Origin of the sequence: Streptomyces sp. NPDC015130 (genome assembly GCF_043080005.1) — a bacterium.
GTDB lineage: Bacteria > Actinomycetota > Actinomycetes > Streptomycetales > Streptomycetaceae > Streptomyces.
The window spans coordinates 318,937-337,847 of sequence record NZ_JBIBVC010000008.1; the positions used below are offsets into that span (position 1 = coordinate 318,937).

Annotated in this window: 19 protein-coding genes; 9 read left to right on the forward strand and 10 right to left on the reverse strand. The window is 71.3% G+C overall.

Annotated elements, in window-relative coordinates:
• Nucleotides 1–9 precede the first annotated feature (9 nt).
• The 5 genes from ACF08F_RS19805 to ACF08F_RS19825 all read right to left on the reverse strand — a co-directional run bounded on the left by ACF08F_RS19805 (nt 10) and on the right by ACF08F_RS19825 (nt 5,798).
• Entirely contained in the window at nt 10–1,077 is a 1,068-nt protein-coding gene (locus ACF08F_RS19805) for a phosphotransferase family protein (protein WP_392299817.1), read from the reverse strand.
• A 111-nt stretch (nt 1,078–1,188) separates the two neighbouring features.
• The gene (locus ACF08F_RS19810) at nt 1,189–2,580 is read right to left on the reverse strand and encodes a GH1 family beta-glucosidase (protein ID WP_392299818.1); all 1,392 of its coding nucleotides are present in this window, start codon (nt 2,578–2,580) and stop codon (nt 1,189–1,191) included.
• A 35-nt stretch (nt 2,581–2,615) separates the two neighbouring features.
• Nucleotides 2,616–3,455 carry a carbohydrate ABC transporter permease gene (locus ACF08F_RS19815; RefSeq protein WP_392299862.1) on the reverse strand — a complete coding sequence of 280 codons (840 nt, stop codon included), beginning with the start codon at nt 3,453–3,455 and terminating at the stop codon, nt 2,616–2,618.
• 34 nt (nt 3,456–3,489) lie between these two features.
• The gene (locus tag ACF08F_RS19820; protein WP_392299819.1) at nt 3,490–4,482 is read right to left on the reverse strand and encodes a carbohydrate ABC transporter permease; all 993 of its coding nucleotides are present in this window, start codon (nt 4,480–4,482) and stop codon (nt 3,490–3,492) included.
• A gap of 11 nt (nt 4,483–4,493) precedes the next feature.
• Nucleotides 4,494–5,798, reverse strand: coding sequence for an ABC transporter substrate-binding protein (locus tag ACF08F_RS19825; protein WP_392299820.1), 1,305 nt, complete (start codon nt 5,796–5,798; stop codon nt 4,494–4,496).
• A 134-nt stretch (nt 5,799–5,932) separates the two neighbouring features.
• Between ACF08F_RS19825 and ACF08F_RS19830 the strand changes: the two genes are divergently transcribed.
• Together ACF08F_RS19830 and ACF08F_RS19835 are read left to right on the forward strand one after the other, a co-directional pair.
• Complete coding sequence (locus tag ACF08F_RS19830; RefSeq protein ID WP_392299821.1) at nt 5,933–7,276, forward strand: ROK family protein; 1,344 nt, start codon at nt 5,933–5,935, stop codon at nt 7,274–7,276.
• A 217-nt stretch (nt 7,277–7,493) separates the two neighbouring features.
• Entirely contained in the window at nt 7,494–8,291 is a 798-nt protein-coding gene (locus ACF08F_RS19835; RefSeq protein ID WP_392299822.1) for a VOC family protein, read from the forward strand.
• A gap of 68 nt (nt 8,292–8,359) precedes the next feature.
• Here ACF08F_RS19835 and ACF08F_RS19840 read toward each other — a convergent pair whose 3' ends face one another.
• Nucleotides 8,360–8,740 carry a GNAT family N-acetyltransferase gene (locus ACF08F_RS19840; protein ID WP_392299823.1) on the reverse strand — a complete coding sequence of 127 codons (381 nt, stop codon included), beginning with the start codon at nt 8,738–8,740 and terminating at the stop codon, nt 8,360–8,362.
• A 71-nt stretch (nt 8,741–8,811) separates the two neighbouring features.
• Nucleotides 8,812–9,735, reverse strand: a complete 924-nt coding sequence (locus tag ACF08F_RS19845; RefSeq protein ID WP_392299824.1) for a pirin family protein — start codon at nt 9,733–9,735, stop codon at nt 8,812–8,814.
• Between the two features lie 113 nt (nt 9,736–9,848).
• Here ACF08F_RS19845 and ACF08F_RS19850 point away from each other — a divergent pair, with 113 nt between their 5' ends.
• The 3 genes from ACF08F_RS19850 to ACF08F_RS19860 all read left to right on the forward strand — a co-directional run bounded on the left by ACF08F_RS19850 (nt 9,849) and on the right by ACF08F_RS19860 (nt 11,802).
• Nucleotides 9,849–10,334: a carboxymuconolactone decarboxylase family protein gene (locus ACF08F_RS19850; protein WP_392299825.1), complete on the forward strand. Its 486-nt coding sequence runs from the start codon at nt 9,849–9,851 to the stop codon at nt 10,332–10,334.
• A 201-nt stretch (nt 10,335–10,535) separates the two neighbouring features.
• On the forward strand, nt 10,536–11,273 hold the full coding sequence (locus ACF08F_RS19855) for an alpha/beta hydrolase (protein ID WP_392299826.1): 738 nt from the start codon (nt 10,536–10,538) through the stop codon (nt 11,271–11,273).
• 217 nt (nt 11,274–11,490) lie between these two features.
• The gene (locus ACF08F_RS19860) at nt 11,491–11,802 is read left to right on the forward strand and encodes a hypothetical protein (RefSeq protein ID WP_392299827.1); all 312 of its coding nucleotides are present in this window, start codon (nt 11,491–11,493) and stop codon (nt 11,800–11,802) included.
• A 300-nt stretch (nt 11,803–12,102) separates the two neighbouring features.
• Here ACF08F_RS19860 and ACF08F_RS19865 read toward each other — a convergent pair whose 3' ends face one another.
• Nucleotides 12,103–13,230, reverse strand: coding sequence for an NADH:flavin oxidoreductase (locus tag ACF08F_RS19865; protein ID WP_392299828.1), 1,128 nt, complete (start codon nt 13,228–13,230; stop codon nt 12,103–12,105).
• 120 nt (nt 13,231–13,350) lie between these two features.
• Between ACF08F_RS19865 and ACF08F_RS19870 the strand changes: the two genes are divergently transcribed.
• The 3 genes from ACF08F_RS19870 (at nt 13,351) to zwf (ending at nt 15,552) form a co-directional block, all read left to right on the forward strand.
• A complete protein-coding gene (locus ACF08F_RS19870; protein ID WP_392299829.1) occupies nt 13,351–13,785 on the forward strand; it encodes a MarR family winged helix-turn-helix transcriptional regulator in 435 nt (144 codons plus the stop codon).
• Between the two features lie 185 nt (nt 13,786–13,970).
• Complete coding sequence (locus ACF08F_RS19875) at nt 13,971–14,099, forward strand: hypothetical protein (protein WP_392299830.1); 129 nt, start codon at nt 13,971–13,973, stop codon at nt 14,097–14,099.
• Between the two features lies 1 nt (nt 14,100).
• Nucleotides 14,101–15,552, forward strand: coding sequence for a glucose-6-phosphate dehydrogenase (gene zwf / locus ACF08F_RS19880; protein ID WP_392299831.1), 1,452 nt, complete (start codon nt 14,101–14,103; stop codon nt 15,550–15,552).
• A 111-nt stretch (nt 15,553–15,663) separates the two neighbouring features.
• Here the strand turns inward: zwf and ACF08F_RS19885 are convergent, their stop codons facing one another.
• Entirely contained in the window at nt 15,664–16,596 is a 933-nt protein-coding gene (locus tag ACF08F_RS19885; protein ID WP_392299832.1) for a tellurite resistance/C4-dicarboxylate transporter family protein, read from the reverse strand.
• 200 nt (nt 16,597–16,796) lie between these two features.
• A complete protein-coding gene (locus ACF08F_RS19890; protein ID WP_392299833.1) occupies nt 16,797–17,444 on the reverse strand; it encodes a histidine phosphatase family protein in 648 nt (215 codons plus the stop codon).
• Nucleotides 17,445–17,829: 385 nt separating this feature from the next.
• Here ACF08F_RS19890 and ACF08F_RS19895 point away from each other — a divergent pair, with 385 nt between their 5' ends.
• Nucleotides 17,830–18,807, forward strand: a complete 978-nt coding sequence (locus tag ACF08F_RS19895; RefSeq protein ID WP_392299834.1) for a teichoic acid biosynthesis protein C — start codon at nt 17,830–17,832, stop codon at nt 18,805–18,807.
• Nucleotides 18,808–18,911 lie beyond the last annotated feature (104 nt).

Genomic DNA, 18,911 nt, shown 5'->3' on the forward strand with positions numbered 1-18,911 from the left:
GGCCCCGTCTCAGCTCGCCAGGGCGTCCAGCACGGCGAGTTGTTCCGTGACGCGGCCGGCGGACCAGGTGTCGAGCCAGGCCGCGTGCTCCCCGCCGTAGGCCCGCGGTACCGACTCCACCCGCATCACCAGGGCGAGGTACACCCGGTAGAGAGCGAGCCGGACCCGCGCGCCGTCGTCGACGGCCAGGTCGGCGGCGACCGACCGGTAGCCGGCCAGCAGGCCGGCGTCGTCCTCGGCCGTGCCGAGCGGGTCGAGCCCGACGAGTTCGGCCAAGGGGTCCCCGAAGAAGGCGCGTTCGCCGTCGATGAGGCCGTTCAGACGCCAGGCGCCGGTGTCCGGGGCCCGGTCCGCGTCCTCGCGAACGCCGTCCGGGGTCCGACGGAGGACGATGTTCCCCTCCCAGGCGTCGAAGTGGACGAGGGCGGGGCGGCGGACCTCCGCGAGCCGGTGGCCGAAGCGGACGGGCAGCTCGCCGAGGAACTCGGCCGGAGCGGGCAGGGCGACGCCGAACCGGGACGCGTCGGCGAGGACGGCACGGAGCATGGCGGCGAACGCCGAGGGCCAGTCGGCGGCCGACAGACCCGGGCCGCGCCGGGGGTACCCGTACGCGGGACCGGTGACCGAGGCGACACGGGCCAGGGTCGCGCCGAGCCGGCGGCGCAGCACGGCGTGATCCGCCGGGGTGAGCCGGTCGCGGGCGTCGGCCCAGGTGGTGCCGTCGAGGTAGGAGAGGAGCAGCCACTCGGAGGGGACCCCCGGACCGGCGGGCTCGTGGTGGAGGACGGTGGGGACCCGGGCGCCGGCCCCGCCCGCGAGACGGTGGAAGAGCGCCTCGGTGCCGAGCATCCCCCGCTCGTGGGTGAGGGCGGGGGAGTCCGCCGGGGGCGCCGTCTTGAGCACCAGACGGTGTCCGTCGGCGAGTTCGAGAAGGAGGGCGGAGTTGAAGTGGCCCCCACCGAGGGCGGTGCCCCGGACGACGGTCGCCCGCCCGAGGACCTGGCGGAACCGCCCGCCGGCGAAGGTCTCGGCGTCGTCGGGTTCGAAGGGTGGGGAGGGGACGGCACTGGCGGCCATGGGGCACTCCTGCGCGGAAGCCGGGGAGGGGGACGGGTGCTGCCGGGGTTCCGGAAGGCCGCCCCGGCAGTCCGGGGCGGCCTTCACGACGGTCGGGACGCGGCTGTCACGTCAGTCGGCCGTCGCCTCCCGGTGGGCGCGGATGATGTCCGCGTACCGGTGTCCGCTCGTCTTCACGGTCCGCCGCTGGGTGGCGTAGTCGACGTGGACCAGGCCGAAGCGCTTGTCGTAGCCGTAGGCCCACTCGAAGTTGTCGAGCAGGGACCAGGCGTAGTAGCCGGCGAGCGGGGCGCCCTTGCGTACGGCGCGGGCACAGGCAGCGAGGTGCTGCTCCAGGTAGCGGGTGCGCTCCGGGTCGTGGACCTCGCCGTCCGGGCCGACGGTGTCGGGGAAGGCCGAACCGTTCTCGGTGACGTACAGCTTCTGTACGCCGTAGTCCTCGGTGAGCCGCAGCAGGAAGGCCTCCAGGCCGCCGGCGTCGATCTGCCAGTCCATGCCGGTGCGGGGCACCTCCGGCAGGCGCACCTCACGGGCGTGGGGGACGGGGCCGCTCGGGTCGTCCGCGACGGTGACCGGGAAGTAGTAGTTGAGACCGTGCCAGTCCAGCGGGGCCGCGATCGTGTCCAGGTCGCCGGGGCGCTCGGGCAGCTCCACCCCGTACAGCTCGCGCATGTCGGCCGGGAAGCCGCGGCCGTAGACCGGGTCGAGCCACCAGCGGTTGGTGTGGCCGTCCGCGCGGGCGGCGGCGGCGATGTCCTCGGGCCGGGTGGAGGCGGCCTCGACGGTCGAGTGGTTGGTGACCAGGCCGATCTGCGCCCCGGGAGCGGCGGCGCGGATGGCGCTGGTGGCGAGGCCGTGGCCGAGGAGGAGGTGGTACGAGGCGCGGACGGCGGCCGTGAGGTCGGTCAGACCGGGCGCCATGCGGCCCTCCAGGTGACCGATCCAGCCCGAGCAGAGCGGCTCGTTGAGCGTGGTCCACTGGGTGACCCGGTCGCCGAGGCGCTCGGCGACGACCGAGGTGTACGCGGCGAAGTGTTCCGCGGTGGCTCGCTCGGTCCAGCCGCCGCGGCTGTCGACGACCCGGTCCTGGAGGGCCTGCGGGAGGTCCCAGTGGTAGAGGGTGACGGAGGGGGTGATCCCGGCGTCGAGGAGTCCGTCGACGAGCCGGTCGTAGAAGTCGAGCCCGGCGGCGTTGACGGGGCCGTCGCCGCCGGGGACGACGCGCGGCCAGGCGACGGACAGCCGGTAGGCGTCGGTGCCGAAGCCCTTCATCAGGGCGATGTCCTCGGGCCAGCGGTGGTAGTGGTCGCAGGCGGTGTCGCCGTGGTCGCCGTTGTCGATCGCGCCGGGGACACGGGAGAAGGTGTCCCAGATGGACGGGGCCCGGCCGTCCTCGGCGACGGCGCCCTCGATCTGGTAGGCGGAGGTCGCCGTGCCCCACGCGAAGTTCGGCGGGAAGGCCTCCAGGTCGAGCGCGGTGCGGGCGTCGGTGGGTTCGGACACGGGAAACCTCTTCGTGATCGGTGTGGAGAAGGACGTCACTTGACCGCACCCGCGGTGAGGCCGGCGACGAGGTAGCGCTGGAGGAGGAGGAAGCCGACGACGACGGGGACGCTCACCACGAGGGAGGCGGCCATCACCTGGTTCCAGTACACGTCGTTCTGGGTGGCGTACCCCTGGAGGCCGACGGCGAGGGTACGCGTGGTGTCGTTGGTCATGACGGAGGCGAAGAGGACCTCGCCCCAGGCGGTCATGAAGGCGTAGACGGCGACGGCGATGATGCCGGGGGACGCGGCCGGGACTATCACGCGGAACAGGGCGCTGATCGGGCCGCAGCCGTCGACCTTGGCGGCCTCGTCGAGCTCGCGCGGGATCGAGTCGAAGTACCCGGTCAGCATCCAGATGGAGAACGGCAGCGAGAAGGTCAGATACGTGAGGACGAGACCTTCGCGGGAGCCGAACAGGGCGATGCCGGTGGCGTTGCCGATGTTGACGTAGATGAGGAAGAGCGGCAGCAGGAAGAGGATGCCGGGGAACATCTGGGTGGACAGCACCGTCACCGTGAAGACCCGCTTGCCGCGGAAGGAGTAGCGGCTCACGGCGTACGCGGCGAAGATCGCGACGGCCACGGAGAACACCGTGGCCGCGCCCGCGACGACGATCGAGTTCACGAAGTAGTCGGCGAGCGGGACGGTCTCCCAGATGTCGAAGTACGGGCGGATCGTGAGTCCGGAGGGGAACCACTGGAACTTGCCCGAGACGTCCTCCAGCGGCTTGAGGGAGCTGGAGACCATGACGTACACCGGCAGCACCACGAAGGCGGTGAGCAGGGTGAGGAAGATCCGCCGCGTCCAGAGGAACGAGCGCGGCGCCGCCATGGGGGAGCGGTGGACCGCTCGCCGGGAAGCGTGCTCAGACATCGGAGGTCTTCCTTCCGCGGGTGGTGAGCAGGAGGTAGACGCCCGTGACGACGAGGAGGAAGAGCAGCAGCAGCACGGACATGGCCGAACCGGTGCCGAAGTTCCACGTCTGGAAGGACGACTGGTAGATGTGGAGCGAGATCAGGTCGGCGGCTTCGGGCGCCGCCTTGCCGAAGAGCACGAACGGCGTGTTGAAGTCGTTGAACGTCCAGAGGAAGAGGACGAGCACGAGGACCTGGTTGACGGAGCGCAGCGACGGCAGGGTGATGTGCCTGATCTGCTTCCACACGCCGGCGCCGTCGAGGGCCGCCGCCTCGTACATGTCGCGGGGGATGTTCTGCAGCCCCGCCATGACGGTGAGGAAGGCGAAGGGCCAGCCCTTCCACACGGAGACGACGAGCAGGGCCCAGAAGCTGTTGTCGCCGATGAGCCAGAAGGCGGGGCTGTCGCCGATGCCGAGCTGGTCGTGCAGGACGTGGTTGATCAGGCCGTTGTCCCGCTGGAACATGAACGCCCAGGTGATGACGGCGGCGTACACGGGCAGCGCGTACGGGACGAGGAAGAGGGTCCGCAGGATGCCGCGGCCCCGGAAGTTCTCCTGGAGGAAGATCGCGGCGGCCGTCCCGAGGAACCAGCACAGCCCCACGGAGAGAACGGTGAACAGGCACGTGGTGAAGAAGGACTTGAGCAGTGCCTGGCCGACGGGGGCGTCGAAGTCGATCGCGACGGTGTAGTTGTCGAGAGCCGACCAGGGCGCCTCCGACCAGTTCCGGATGGAGAACTGGGTGAGCTCCTTGAAGCTCATGGTGATGCCCATGAGCATCGGTACGAGATGGACGAGGAGTTCGAGGAGCAGGGCGGGCAGGAGCAGCAGGTACGGCAGTGCGATGCGGCGACGCCCGGAGCGGCGTGGTGCGCGTGCCCCTCCGGGTGTGGCCTTGCGCACCGCGCGCTCACTCGGGGGAGTGACGGCGGTCTGGGTCATGGAGGAGTGGCCTACTTCTTGGGCATCTGCTGCTGGGCCTTTTCGAGCTTGGCCCGCACGGACTCCGTGGTGACCGCGCGTCCGGCGGCGGCGTCGGCGAACAGCTCCTTGACCGCGGTGCCGACGACGGTCTCGAACTGCGACTCCTCGGGAACCTGCGGCAGGGCGGCGGCGCTGGTCGAGAGGGTGTCGCGGATGACGGTGAGCGAGGGGTCGGCGAAGACCGGGTCCTTCTGGGCGCTCTTGACCGGCGGGACCGAGCCGTAGGCCTTGTTGAGGAGGATCTGCTCCTCGTCGCTGGTCATGAACTTCACGAACTTCAGCGCGCCGTCGAGGTTCTTGGTGTTCTTGAAGACGGCCATGTTGATGCCGGCGACCATCGAGTTGGTCTGCTTGCCCGTGCCGGGCTTACCGGAGGGGACGGGGGCGGGGGCGACGCCCCAGTCGTCCGGCCCCATGCCCTGGGAGGCGAAGGTCTGCGACGGCGTCTGCCACAGGACCATGCCGGTCTTGTTCTTGGCGAAGTCGCTGAGGGACTGGTTCTGGGCGTACTCGGCGTTGCCGGGGGCGACGATCTTCTGTGTGGCCATGAGGTCGACGTACTGCTTGACGGCGGCGACGGCACCGTCGGAGGTGAAGTCGGCCTTGCCGTCGGCGGTGAAGAAGTCGGCGCCGTGCTGCTTGGCGAGGACGAAGACCTGGTGGATGTTGTTGGAGAGGTTGGAGCCCTCGACCCCGATGCCCGCCTTGCCGTTCTTGGTGAGCTTCTTGCCGGCCGCGGCCACCTCGTCCCAGGTGGCCGGCGGCTTCGTTATGCCGGCCTCCTTGAACATCGCCTTGTTGTAGTAGAGCGCGTACGCCATGGAGTACAGCGGGACGGCGGCCGGGTCCTTGCCGGAGACGCCGGTGGAGCCGAGCGCGGAGTCGACGAAGCGGTCCTTGCCTCCGATCGCCTCCAGGTTCTTCGCGTCCCAGGGCAGCAGGGCGCCGGTGGACTGCAGCGAGGCGCTCCAGGTGTTGCCGATGTTGAGGATGTCGGGGCCCTGGCCGGAGGTGGTCGCGGTGAGGATCCGGTTGAGCAGGTCGGACCACGGGATCACCTCCAGCTTGACCTTGATCCCGGTCTGCTCCTCGAACTGGTCGAGCTCGGGCTGCAGGACCTTCTTGTCGACCTCCAGGCTGGAGCCCTGGTTGGAGGCCCAGTAGGTGAGGGTCTTCGGCGACGCCTCGCTCCCTTCACCGCCACCACAGGCGGTGGCGGTGAAGGCGAGGGAGAGGGAGACGGCACCGGTGACAGCGGCTCTGAATCTGCGCATGGCTCCTGGGCCCTTTCGGGGATGACGGGGATGCCGAAGCGGTGGGCTGCTGGAGCACCCGCCGTAACATCGGCTTAATTTAGGATGTGAGTTAAACCCCGTGAGAAGGTCGCGTCAAGGCTTGTAGTGCGGGTATGTTGCAACGAACGACTTCAGAGACGGGGACCAGAGTGCACGCGAGAAGTGGCCGCACGGTGCGTGACCTGCGGCGCGAGAACCGAAGCGCAGTGCTGCGGAGGCTGTACTTCGACGGACCGATGAGCCGTCTGATGCTCGGCCCGGCGACCGGCCTCAGCTCGGGTTCGGTCAGCAACGTGGTCGCGGAGCTCGTCGCCGAGGGCCTGGTGGAGGAGGCCGGCAGCGTCGACTCCGCCGGCGGACGCCCCCGCACCCTCGTGCGGATCACCCCCGCCAGCGGCTTCATGATCGGCGTCGACATCGGCGAAACCCGCATCAGGATCGAGCTGTTCGATCTCACCCTCACCGAACTCGCGCGCACCGAACGTCCGTTGGCGAGCTCGGGACCCCGCACCGCCCGCTACGACGTCGACCTCGTCGTCGCCCATCTCCGTGAGGGCATCGCGGAGGTGCTGCGTACCGCGGGCGTCCCCGCCGAGCGGCTCATCGGCGTCGGCGTCGGCGTCCCCGGCATCGTCTCCCGCGACGCGGGGGACGGCGCCGTCGTGCACGGCCAGACCATCGGCTGGGACGCGGTCCCCTTCGAGCGCCTGCTCCGCGCCGCCGTGGAACTGCCCGAGGCCGTCCCCTACTGGATCGACAACGGCGCCAAGACCCTCGGCCAGGCCGAGATGTGGTTCGGCGCCGGGCGCGGGGCGCGCAGCGCGGTCGTCGTCCTCTTCGGTTCGGGCGTGGGCGCCTGTGTGCTCACGGACCCGATGGGGCCCGGCCGGGCGCTCGAATGGGGGCATCTGACCGTACGCGTCAGGGGCCGGCGCTGCCGCTGCGGAGCCCAGGGCTGCCTGGAGGCGTACGCGGGTGCCGAGGCCCTCCTCGCGCGGTGGTGCGAGGCCGGTGGGCAGCCCCCGGCCGGCGCGGACGAGGAGACCGCCCTGACCGCGATGCTCACCGCCGCCTACCCCGCCGACCCCGGGACGGACCCCGACGCGACCGCGCTCTCCGTCCTTGAGGAGACCGCCGAGTACCTGGGCGCCGGCTTCGCCGACCTGATCAACCTCTTCCAGCCCGACCGCATCCTCGTGGGGGGCTGGGCCGGTCTCCAGCTCGGCACCCGATTCCTGGAGACCGTGACCGGATACGCGATGGAGTACGCGCTCCGGTACCCCGCCAGCCGTACCGCCGTCGGCATGGGCACGCTCGGCCCCGAGGCGGTCACCGTCGGGGCCGCCCTGCTGCCGCTGGTCGACTTCTTCGCCCAGGGAGGCCGCCGCGCGGAGAGCAAGCCGAGCGTTCCCGCCCCCGCCTGGCAGTCGGCCCTGCAGGACCGGGTGTCCCCCTGATCGGACCGGTACCGCGATGTGCCCGGAGCCGGCGGGACGGCCGGGGGAAAGCACCCCGGCGGGGCGTCGGCCCGGGCGCGCGGCCGATGCGCGGACCGGGGCGCGCGGCTCTCAGGTGGAGCGGCGCGCGAGCGGCCGACGGCTCAGGGTCCGACGGGCGAGGGGCGGGGGTCGGTGCGAGCCTGGGGGCGTACCGCCTCTGCGAAAGGTCATCACCATGATCACCACTGACTTCGTACCCGGATCGCCCTGCTGGCTCGACCTCGGCGCCCCCGACGTCGGGGCCGCCGCGGACTTCTACGGCGGAGTGCTCGGCTGGGAGTACGAGTCCATGGGGGAGTCGGAGGAGATGGAAGGCGGGATGTTCCGCAAGGACGGGAAGATCGTCGCCGGGCTCGGCAAGCTCACCGAGAAGGGCGCCCGCTCCGCCTGGATGATCTACTACAGCGTCACCGACGCGGACGCCACGACCCGGGCGGTCGAGCAGGCGGGCGGCACGGTCCGGGTGGCCCCGATGGACCTCGACGAGTGGGGCCGCATGGCGCAGTACAGCGACCCGCTGGGCGGACAGTTCGCCGTCTGGCAGCCGGGAACGAACAAGGGCGTCGATCTGGTCGACGAGCCGGGTTCACTGTCCTGGACCGAGCTGTACACGAGCGACGCCGCGGCCGCCAAGGAGTTCTACGGAGCCGTTTTCGGCTGGCAGTTCAGCGACATGGAACTGCCCGGCGGCGGGGGCACGTACGCGCTCATCACCCCCGCCGGACTCCCCGAGGAGCGGATGCACGGCGGCCTCATGCAGCTGAGCGAGGCGGACCTCGCGCTCGCGAACGGGCGGCCGTACTGGCACCCCGTCTTCGCCGTCGACGACTGCGACGCCGCGGTCGCCAGGGTCACCGCGAGCGGCGGAAACGTCCAGATGGGACCGGACGACGCGGAGGGCGTCGGCCGGCTCGCCGTCTGTCTCGACCCGTCGAACGCCGACTTCGTGGTACTCGCCCCGGTCGCCGGCTGACCCGGGAGGCCGACCCGGGAGGCCGGGTGGTTCAGTCGGCCTCCCGGCCTCCCGGCCTCCTGTCCGGCTCAGCGGCCCAGTTGCGCGTCCAGCCACTGGATGACCTCCGGGGTCACCGGGTCGGTGATGTCGGCGAACTCCCCGTGCTTCTTCAGGAACTTCGCCACGTACGGGCAGACCGGCACGATCCGCATCCCGGAGGCGCGCACGTCGGTCAGGGCCTGCTCGACCAGGGTCGCGGCGAGGCCCTGACCCGCGTAGGCGTCGTCGATCTCGGTGTGGAAGAAGACGCGCCGGTCGTCGCGGTCTCGGTACGCCGTGAGACCGGCGCGCCGGTCGTCGACCAGGATCTCGTAACGGTGGCGGGGGTCGACGCGACGGACGACGGGCGCACGGCCCTCCCGCCCGGTCTCCTGCGCGGTTCCCTGCTCGGGCTTCTGCTCGCTCATGATCTGCCTTGTCTGCGTCGGGGATCGGTGGGGATCGGTGGGGATCGGCGGGGGCGGGTCCGGGGCGCGGGTCACGCGCGGGGCGGGTTGCCCCGGGGCGTGAGAGCGGCGTTCGGCAGGGCAGGGGCGGGGAGGCGGGCGCCGGGGTAGCCGTCGACGTGCCCGAAGCGCTCGGAGGCGCGCTCCCATTCCTCCCTGGCCTCGACGATGTCCGCGTGACTGCGGCCGATGAAGTTCCACCACATGACGATCTCCTCGTCGAACGGCGTGCCGCCCAGGAGGACCGCCCGCGCGCGGTGGTCGGACTCGTTCGTCAGGGTCAGGGTGTCGTGCCCCGTGGGGACGTAGCCGAGCTCGGCCGGGCGCAGCGAGGTGCCGCCGAGGCGGACGGTTCCCTCGTCGACGAGCAGGCCGTGCTCGAAGGCCGGGTCGACGGGGAGGGCGACCGTGGCGCCGGGGGCGAGGAGGAGTTCGGCGCCGAGGAGGGGCGTGAACGTGGGGACGGGGGAGGTCTCACCGGCCAGTGAGCCGAGGAACACCCGGAGTTCCGCATCCTCGAACCGCACCGGCTTCGGGGCGTGGTGCTGGAAGTCGCGGTCGGCGTGACGGTGTGCGTCGGGCAGTGCCACCCACAGCTGCACCCCGTGGAGGACGGTGGTGCCCGGTGTGGAGACCTCGGTGTGGCTGATGCCGCGGCCGCCGGTCATGAGGTTCAGTTCCCCGGGCCGTACGAACGCGTGACTGCCCAGGCTGTCGCGGTGCTCGATCTCGCCGCTGAACAGCCAGCTCACGGTCTGCAGGCCGGTGTGCGGGTGGGGAGCGACGTCCATTCCACCGGACTCGGCGACCTCGTCGGGGCCGTAGTGGTCGGCGAAGCACCATGCCCCGATCAGCGTCCGGGCCCGCTGGGGCAGGGTGCGCCGCACGGTCATGGCGCGCGGGCCGCCCAGCGGGACGTCCCGGGCGCCGAGGACCTGCACCTCCGTGTCGTCCATGCCCGACCCCTCTCGTATCTCGCACATCGAGACTGTAGTTTTGTTTTCAACAACTATGGGTGATCATAGCCCCGAAACCCGTGACGTGCACGGCTCGGTCGAAGGAGCGCAGGGTGAACGACGTGACAGTGGTCCAGGACGGCCGACGGGTCTACCTCGACAAGCAGAGTCCCACGGCCTACCGGGCCCTGGTGGCGACGGCCGACGCCGTCCGCGCGACCGCCGCCGAGGCGGGCCTCGACCGCATCCTGGTGGAACTGGTCAACCTCCGCGTCTCGCAGATCAACGGCTGCGCCTCCTGCCTCGACGTCCACACCAGAGCGGCGCTGCGCGCCGGGGAGACGACCCGGCGCCTCGGCGTGCTCCCCGCCTGGCGGGACACCGAGCTCTTCACCCCGCGGGAGCGCGCGGCCCTCGCCCTGGCGGAGGCCACCACGGACCCGGCGGACTCCCTCGTGCAGGAGCGGGCCTACGGACCGGCCCGGGAGGTCCTGAACGACGACGAGATCTCCGCGGTGATCTGGGTGGCGATCACCATCAACGCCTTCAACCGCGTCTCGATCCTCAGCCGGCATCCCGTACGGGACGTCAGGGCCTGACCACCACGGTCGGGGTTCCGCCCTGCGAAAACCTGTTGGCGGACCACGGCGACCACTGCTAATTTCCCGGAGGCCGTGCGAGAGAACGAGGAGGTGGTACCCGTGAACGCAGTATCGACATGGGTGCTCCCCTCCGGGGTCACGGTCGGGCGATAGGTCGTCCGGGAGCGCCGTTCACGAGCACTCCCGAAAGGCACGACCATGCGATTCAGTTCTGAGCAGCGCCTCGACGACGGCGTCCTCGAACGCGAGTTCACGCTCGGTGAGATCCCCGGCATCCTGTGGACGCCCGCGTCCGCATCCGCACCGGCCCCGCTGATCCTGATCAGCCCCCCGCCCCTCGGCCTGCGCAAGATGTACCCGCGGCTGGCGGGGCGGGCCCGGTACTACGCGGCGACGTACGGCTTCGCCGCGGCCACCATCGAGCTCCCCGGGAGCGGTGACCGGCCCCGATGGGCCGCCGCCGAGCAGGCCCGCGCCGACCTGCGGCGGACCATGGAGGCCGGCGAACCGGTCGGCGACGAGATCATCGACGCCCTCGTCCTCCCGCTCGTCGAGAAGTCGGTCCCGGAATGGCAGGCCACCCTGGACGCCCTCCTGTCGCTGCCCGACACCGGCGGCCCCGTCGGATACGAGGGGGGAGTGATCTCCATCGGCGTCCGACTGGCGGTGGTCGAGCCGCGCATCTCGGCCGCCGGCTTCTTCGCCGGGAGTTTCGTGCCTCGCTCCATCTTCGAGGAGGCCCACCAGGTCACCGTTCCACTGCAGGTCCTGCTGCAATGGGACGACGAAGGGAACGACAGGCAGGCGGCCCTGGACCTGTTCGACGCCTTCGGCTCCAAGGAGAAGACGCTGCACGCCAACATGGGCGGACACACAGGCGTCCCGCAGTTCGAGCTCGACGCCGGGGCCCGGTTCTTCGCCCGGCACCTGAAGTGAGGCCAGGCCACCGGCATCGAGGACGGGCCCCGGCCATCCTCGATGCCGGTGGCCGGCAGATACGCGTCGACTGTGGCCCTTTGCCGGTGCTGCCGGTCCGCCGACCGATTGGCATGGACACGCGAGGTGGCGGCATGATGGGGCCATGGTGAACGGGGTGGACGGCGGGGCGGCGAACGGGTCAGCGGTGTGTCCGCGGTGCGGAGCGGCGGCTGCCGTGCCGGTCGCCGACGCGACCGAGGGCAGCGGTTGCATGCACTTCGCCGAGGGAACCGTGATCGCGCTCATGGCCGGGGCTGCGGGCAAGTACTACGCCGACGACCGAGGTTGGCCCTGGCTCACAGCGATCGGAGCCGTCGTCGCCGTGCTCCTGTTCGTCGGCACGATAGCCATCGTCCGAAGCGAGAACCGGGACGCGCGCAAGGCACGAGCCGCCGTGGACCGTGCCGCCGCAGCCGGCACCGTCCCCACGTACTACTGCACCGCCTGCGGGGAGGCGTCCTCACCCCGGGAAGCCGAAAACACGTGATCATTTCACGACCAGGACCGACTTCCCCCCAAGCCTGCTACTTGACCAGGACCTTCTGACGCGGCGGTAGCAAGGGAGCGCTGTCCCTGCCCCGGGTTGGCAGGGGTCCGGCGATACCGCGGGAGTCGTCTGCCCGCCTGCCGGACGGGTGTCCGCCTCGGGACGGGACCCGTCACCAACGGCAGGCCCCGCCCTGAGGTGTCGGAGGGAGGGGCGGACGCTTCGACACGGGTGCGGCCCGGCTTGCAGTCGGGCCGCACCCGTTCGTTCGGCCGCGTCGCCGAGCGGTCGTGACAGGCCCTAGCTGAGCGTCTTCACGGCGGACGCGTCGTACGGCTTCAGCTCGTCGGTGCGCCCGGCGAGGACCTTCGCAGCCCATTCCGGGTCCTGGAGCAGCGCGCGGCCGACGGCGACCATGTCGAACTCGTCCCGCTCCAGGCGGTCGAGGAGCTCGTCGATGCCCTGGACCGGGGCGCCCTGGCCGGCGAAGGCGTGGATGAAGTCGCCGTCGAGGCCGACCGAGCCGACGGTGATGGTGGGCCTGCCGGTGAGCTTCTTGGTCCAGCCGGCCAGGTTGAGGTCCGAGTCGTCGAACTCGGCGATCCAGTGGCGGCGGGTGGAGGCGTGGAAGACGTCGACGCCGGCCGCGGCGAGCGGGGCGAGGATCGCCTCGAGCTCCTGCGGGGTCTCGGCGAGCTGCGCGTCGTAGGCGTCCTGCTTCCACTGCGAGTAGCGGAAGATCACCGGGAACTCGGGCGAGACGGACCGGCGGACCGCGGCCACGATCTCGGCCGCGAACTTCGTACGGGCCACGGGGTCGCCGCCGTAGGCGTCGGTGCGGCGGTTCGTCCCCGCCCACAGGAACTGGTCCAGGAGGTAGCCGTGGGCGCCGTGCAGCTCGACGCCGTCGAAGCCGATCCGCTCGGCGGCCACGGCGGCCTCGGCGAAGGCGCCGATGACGTCGTCCAGGTCGCTCTGGGTCATGGCCTTGCCCGTGCCTTCGGTGCCGTCCGTGCGGATGCCGGAGGGGCCCATCGCCGGTGCGTCGGGGTACGGCGCCTGGCCCTGCTCGCGCACCATGCCGATGTGCCACAGCTGCGGCACGATCGTGCCGCCGGCCGCGTGGACGTCCTCGGCGACCTTCGCCCATCCCGCGAGCTGCTCCTCGCCGTGGAACCGCGGCACGCGGTCGCTCTGCCCGGCCGACTCGTGGCCGACGTAGGTCCCCTCGGTGACGATCAGGCCGACGCCGGCCGCGGCGCGGCGCGCGTAGTACGACCGCACGTCCTCGCCGGGGACCCCGCCGGGGGAGAACATGCGGGTCATCGGGGCCATGGCGATGCGGTTCGGGACGGTCAGGCCGTTCAGCGTGACAGGCCGGGACAGGATCTCGGCAGCGCGTGAGCTGGGGGACGCGGTGACGGTCACAGGGACGCTCCTCGTGGCAATTACTTGACAACCTTGATGCTTGAGAACTTCATGCAACGAGAGCGACGGTAGACGTCGACGTTTGAGATGGTCAAGTATCTCTGGGCTAGAGTGGCCGCCATGACAGAAGCTCCCCGCGTTGACACGGCCCAGCTCCTGGAGCTGCTCTCCGTGTCGCTCGGCGTCTACTACGGCGACTTCACCGTCGCGGCGGCGAGTGAGAACCTCACGGCGAGCCAGGGCCGGGCCCTCACCGTGCTGCGCCGGGGACCGGCCGCGATGCGTGCCCTGGCCGAGACCATGACCTGCGACGCCTCCAACATGACCGGGATCATCGACCGGCTGGAGAAGCGCGGCTTGGTGCGCCGCGAAGCCGCCCCGGCCGACCGGCGCGTCAAGAACGTGATCCTCACGGCCGAGGGCGAGCGCGTCACCGACGCGATCCGTGCGAAGATGCGCATCACCCAGGAGGGTCTGGCCGGGCTCGGCGCCGACGACCAGGGCGCCCTGTATGACCTGCTGGAACGGGTCTTTCTCACCCCGCCCACCGCCTGAACCCCGCCACCGCCTGCCCCAGCCCGGAGCACACCTGCGCGCCGACGCCCACGCGGCCACGCCGCGCAGGCCGGGCTGCCGCGGTGATCACATATGTCGGCTCGGCCGCTGGTCGGTACGTCCCCAGTCGCCCGGTCGGCCCGCGGGAGGGTGCCGGACTCCCGCGGGGCCTCCACAGTGGCCCCATGGAGCAGATCCCGGACGTGCTGTCCCGAGGCGACCGGTTCACCGACCCGGCGACCGGGCCCGCCCACCAGGTCCACTCCACGACGCACGACGAGTCCGACGACGACCGTGGCGAGAGGACGAGCTGACGTGGCCGCATCCCCCAGCCCCGGCGGAGCCACCCCCGACGACCACGTGATCATCATCTCCGGCGCCACCGGCGACCTCGCCCGCCGCAAGCTCCTGCCCGGCCTGTACCACCTGGCCAGAGCCGGACTGCTCCCCGACCGCTACCGGATCGTCGGCTCGGCACCCGCCGCGGTCGCCCTGAGCAGCGAGGCGTTCCGCGAACACGCGCGCGAGGCGGTCGCCGAGTTCGGCCTCGCCAAGCCCGAGGGCCCGGAGTGGCGGGAATTCGCGAGCCGACTCACCTTCGGCGCCGCCGACCCCGAGCACCCGGGCCCGCTCGTCGCCGCCGTCCAGGAGGCCGAACGGGAGATCGGCGGCACTCCCCGGCTCCTCCACCACCTCGCCGTACCCCCGCAGGCCTGCGCCTCGGTCGTGCAGCTGCTCGGTGCCTCGGGACTGGCCCGGAACGCCAGGGTGATCGTGGAGAAGCCGTTCGGCACGGACCTCGCCTCCGCCCGGGCCCTCAACGACGCCATCCACACCGTCTTCGACGAGTCCCGCGTCTTCCGCATCGACCACTTCCTGGGCAAGGAGTCCGTCGACAACATCCTCGCCCTGCGCTTCGCCAACGGTCTTCTCGAACCGATCTGGAACCGCGACCACATCAGCCACGTGCAGATCGACGTCCCCGAGCACATCGACATCCAAGGCCGCGCCCACTTCTTCGAGGGGACCGGCACCTTCCGCGACATGATCGTCACGCACCTGTTCCAGCTCCTCGGGTTCATCGCCATGGAACCGCCGGCCACCCTGGACGCGAACTCGCTGCGCGCGGAGAAGGACAAGGTCTTCCAGAGCCTGCGCCCCGTCGACCCGGCCCGGGTGGTCCGGGGACAGTACGACGGCTACCGCGACGAGCCGGGAGTCGATCCGGCCTCGGACACCGAGACGCTCGCGGCCCTGCGCCTGGAGATCGACAACTGGCGCTGGGCAGGCGTCCCCTTCTACCTCCGCTCGGGCAAAGCCCTCGCCGCGAGCCGGCACGTCATCACCCTGGGCTTCCGCGAACCACCCCTGCGGATGTTCCCGCTGGCCGCGCAGGAGTCCGCGGAAGGCCGTCACAACGAGCTCGTCATCGACTTCGACGACCCCGGAACCATCACCGCGCGATTCCTCGCCAAGAAGCCCGGCCCCGACATGCGCCTGACCCCGGCGGACATGGTCTTCGACTACGCCGACTCCTTCAGTCAGGACCACGCCCTGGAGGGCTACGAGCGCCTCATCCTGGACGCCATGCTGGGCGACCAGTCGCTCTTCACCGACGCGACGGGCATCGAACGACTCTGGGAGGTGGCCGCGCCCCTCCTGGACTCCCCGCCGCCGGTCGAACCGTACGCCAAGGGATCCTGGGGCCCGGACAGCCTGACGGAGCTCATCCGGCCCTACCACTGGCACCTCCCCCGTAGCAGCTGACCTGGAATCCGCGGCCCGACGGCTTCCGGGTCAGCTGCGGTCGATCCGCGGCTCGACGGCTTCGGCCCCTGCGGTCGATCCGCAGCGCGACCGCTTCGGTCGCTGCGGTCGTCACCGCCTCCGGCGCGCGCGGAGCGGTCGACCGTCGCCGGCAGCGGGGGAGGAGCGGTCCTGCGCGCGGCCCACGAGCGAGCGCGCGAAGCCGTAGGCGACCGGAAGCCACGCGGCGACGGCGATCCACAGCAGTACGCGCCCCACCCCCTCCAGCCACCCGACCCCGGTGGCGGCCGACACCGAGAGGGACGCCACCGCCGTCATGCCCAGGGGGAAGACCGTCGCCCAGCGACGGACGTCGTAGCCGAGGCGCGGGCGCGCGACCTCGCCGCACAGCAGGACCGCGTACCAGGCCAGATCGAGAGCCACCAGGACGAGCGTGGCGACCCGCAGCGTCGTGGCCGCCCCGCCCGACCAGACGCCCGAGGCGAGGAGCTTCGATCCGGTCAGCGCGGAGATCGCCAAGGCCCCACCCGCGATCCACTGGTCGCCCGCGCCCGTCACCACCTGGCGGACGTCGAAGCGGGCCAGTGCGTCGACGTACAACACGAGACCCAGCAGGAACAGGCCGAGGGCCACCCGGGCAAGCCAGTCGCCGACCTCCGGCGCGAGGACGGCACCCAGGACCGCGAGCCCCTGGGTGGCCACACAGATCAGGAACACGGCGCCCGGTGCCCGCCGGGTCAGGTGCCGGAGGACGGCGATCAGCATCACGGGCCACACCAGCGCGGCGATCACCAGGAGCGACACGCCCACCGGAGTGAGGCCGAGGAGTTCGAACCGGACACCGAGCACCGTCGTGGCGGCGACCGCTGTGAGAGCCGGCGGGGTGTCGGCGATCGACTCCCAGCGGCGTCGGTCCTCCAGGATCAGGGCGGAGAACCCGAACGCGAGCAGCACCCAGAGTGCCGTGGCCAGGCACAGCGCCACCACGGAGACCACCTCGAAGCCGGTCAGACTCAGACCGACCGACAGGATTCCGGTGGCCATGACCGCAGCACCGGTCACCGGCGGCCACGCGGCCCAGTGCCCGGCGTACGGGTGCCTCACCTGCCGACGTTCGTGCATGGCCCCATCGCATCGCTGCTTCCGGCTGCCCGCCACTCGTCGGAGCGGGCGAGCGAGGGGGCGGAACCTGCACCCGTTCGGCTGCGCCGAGTGCCTCGGTGGCGCGTATCGGCGATGCCGTGTCACTCGTGGACAGGAGGAACAGGACGGACAGGAGAGATGGGAGGGACAGGAGGGAGCGGGCGCTGGTTCCAGCCCGACACCACCGGCAGTCCGTGCTCCGTGGACAGCCTGCCGACCCGCGCCGTCGCGAGGAGGAACAGCCGACCGTCGGAGGGCGGCAGGCCGAGGTAGCGGGCGGTCAGGACGCGCAGCAGATGCGCGTGCGCGACGAGCACGCCGTCGTCCTCGGAGGCGGCGAGAAGGGGCGCGACGCGTGCCAGGACCCGGTCGGCGCGCCGCCCCACGTCCTCCGCGGTCTCGCCCGGCCGGCCGTCGGCGTACGGGGCCACGCCGTCCTCCCAGAGGGACCAGTCGGGCCGGGTCTCGTGGATGTGGGCGGTGGTCAGCCCCTCGTACCCGGCGTAGTCCCACTCGAGCAGGTCCTCGTCGACCACCCTGTCCCGCAGCCCGGCCAGGTCCGCCGTGTGCCGGGCGCGCCGCAGGGGACTGGTGAGTACGAAGGACGTGGGGCGGCCCTCGAACAACGGGGCGAGGGTACGGGCCTCCGCCTCGCCCTCCGGCGTGAGCGGCAGATCGGTACGGCCGGTGTGGCGTCCGGTGGCGCTCCACTCCGTCTCGCCGTGGCGGATCAGGATGAGGTCGCTCATGGCGGCGGTGCTCCGTTCGTCGGCATGACGGGCACGGGCCTCTGCCGCCGCGGGGCGGCCGGGAGACAGGTCCCGCACTCCAGCATGGGGCCCTGGGCGCCGGTCACGCACCGTGAGAACGCTGCACGGGTGCGACGCCGGACTGCGGATCCCCTGGGAACGACGCGTCGAGTCCACGAAGCCTCTTCTCGGGAGCAATGATTCGGACGGAACGGGCCCCCAGCTGCTTTGGACGCGGACCACCGTCGCCGGACGCCTCTTCCGCTGCTCGGGTGCCAGTCGGCCGAACGCCCCAACCGCCCATCGGGGCCCCGTACATGACGCCATTTCGGCGGTGGATAGCATCACGTGTTCATCCCCCCAACCCTTGCCTGGAGTCCCCCCCATGAACCGAACCCCCGGCTTCCCCCTCTCCCGCCGCAGCCTCATACTCACCGGGGCCGGCACCTCGCTTGCCGCGCTCGGGCTCGGCGCCGGCGCGCAGACCGCCTCGGCCGACGTGGCCGTCACCAAGCGGTTCGACCTCACGCAACCGTCGCACGACCTGTTCCGGTCCGCGAACACGCACGGTGTGCGGGTTCAGCAGAGCTTCGCCTTCGACTGGGTGAACAAGTTCCTGTTCGTGGCGACCAAGCGAAGCGGCAGCCCCGAGTCCGCCGGTGACCTGTGCATCAACAAGATGGACTTCGACGGGAACTACATCTCGTACATGCACCTCAACGGCTTCGGTCACGGTGTCGCCTTCGCCGCGCTGCCGGACGGTTCCGGCACCGAGCTGTGGATCGAGTGCGCTGCGAACGGAAGCGGGTACGGCACCGCGCTCGCCCCCATCCGCTACACCGCGGGCACGACGCTGAACTCGCCGGCCGGCTCGGCCGCGTACCGGCCGATCGCCGGGGCCACCGAGTACACCTGCTCTGTCGATCCGGTCCATCGGCGTGTGATCGTGCGCTACCACACCGGCGCCGGGAAGCGCATCGCCGTCTATCCCCTCTCCGCTCTTGAGACGCGCAACTTCGGCGCCCCGCTGGTCGACTTCAAGCAGCCGGCCATCTCCGGTACTCCGCAGGGCTACACCCTCTACGGCTCGTACATGTACTTCCTGACCGGTGACGCCTACCCCGGCGACGGCACCCCTACCGGCGACGGAAACTCCTACGTCACCAGCATCGACATCAACACGGGCACCGTGGAGCAGGGCCCTGTCCTCACCAAGGCCGGCGCCACCCTCCACCACCGCGAGCCCGAGGGCCTGGCGATCTACCGCACGGATGCCGGCGAGGCCCGTCTCTTCATCGGATTCGCCACGGGTGTGGAGGGCGACCGGCGCTCCAGCATCTTCTACAAGAACGCGCTGGTCTGAGCCGTACCCGCTGCCCGCCTGCGCCGTCCTGACCTGTGCGGGCGGCTGGTCCGTCCCGCGCCCGCAAGGACGAGGCCGGGGCCCGCGTGGAGGCGGACCCCGGC

Excerpts from the sequence above, each read along its gene's own strand:
- ACF08F_RS19805 (WP_392299817.1), bottom strand. The coding sequence starts at position 1,077 with ATGGCCGCCAGTGCCGTCCCCTCCCCACCCTTCGAACCCGACGACGCC.
- ACF08F_RS19815 (WP_392299862.1), bottom strand. The coding sequence starts at position 3,455 with ATGGCGGCGCCGCGCTCGTTCCTCTGGACGCGGCGGATCTTCCTCACC.
- ACF08F_RS19820 (WP_392299819.1), bottom strand. The coding sequence starts at position 4,482 with ATGACCCAGACCGCCGTCACTCCCCCGAGTGAGCGCGCGGTGCGCAAG.
- ACF08F_RS19825 (WP_392299820.1), bottom strand. The coding sequence starts at position 5,798 with ATGCGCAGATTCAGAGCCGCTGTCACCGGTGCCGTCTCCCTCTCCCTC.
- ACF08F_RS19830 (WP_392299821.1), top strand. The coding sequence starts at position 5,933 with ATGTTGCAACGAACGACTTCAGAGACGGGGACCAGAGTGCACGCGAGA.
- ACF08F_RS19835 (WP_392299822.1), top strand. The coding sequence starts at position 7,494 with ATGATCACCACTGACTTCGTACCCGGATCGCCCTGCTGGCTCGACCTC.
- ACF08F_RS19840 (WP_392299823.1), bottom strand. The coding sequence starts at position 8,740 with ATGAGCGAGCAGAAGCCCGAGCAGGGAACCGCGCAGGAGACCGGGCGG.
- ACF08F_RS19845 (WP_392299824.1), bottom strand. The coding sequence starts at position 9,735 with ATGGACGACACGGAGGTGCAGGTCCTCGGCGCCCGGGACGTCCCGCTG.
- ACF08F_RS19855 (WP_392299826.1), top strand. The coding sequence starts at position 10,536 with ATGCGATTCAGTTCTGAGCAGCGCCTCGACGACGGCGTCCTCGAACGC.
- ACF08F_RS19870 (WP_392299829.1), top strand. The coding sequence starts at position 13,351 with ATGACAGAAGCTCCCCGCGTTGACACGGCCCAGCTCCTGGAGCTGCTC.
- ACF08F_RS19875 (WP_392299830.1), top strand. The coding sequence starts at position 13,971 with ATGGAGCAGATCCCGGACGTGCTGTCCCGAGGCGACCGGTTCACCGAC.
- ACF08F_RS19885 (WP_392299832.1), bottom strand. The coding sequence starts at position 16,596 with ATGGCCACCGGAATCCTGTCGGTCGGTCTGAGTCTGACCGGCTTCGAG.
- ACF08F_RS19890 (WP_392299833.1), bottom strand. The coding sequence starts at position 17,444 with ATGAGCGACCTCATCCTGATCCGCCACGGCGAGACGGAGTGGAGCGCC.
- ACF08F_RS19895 (WP_392299834.1), top strand. The coding sequence starts at position 17,830 with ATGAACCGAACCCCCGGCTTCCCCCTCTCCCGCCGCAGCCTCATACTC.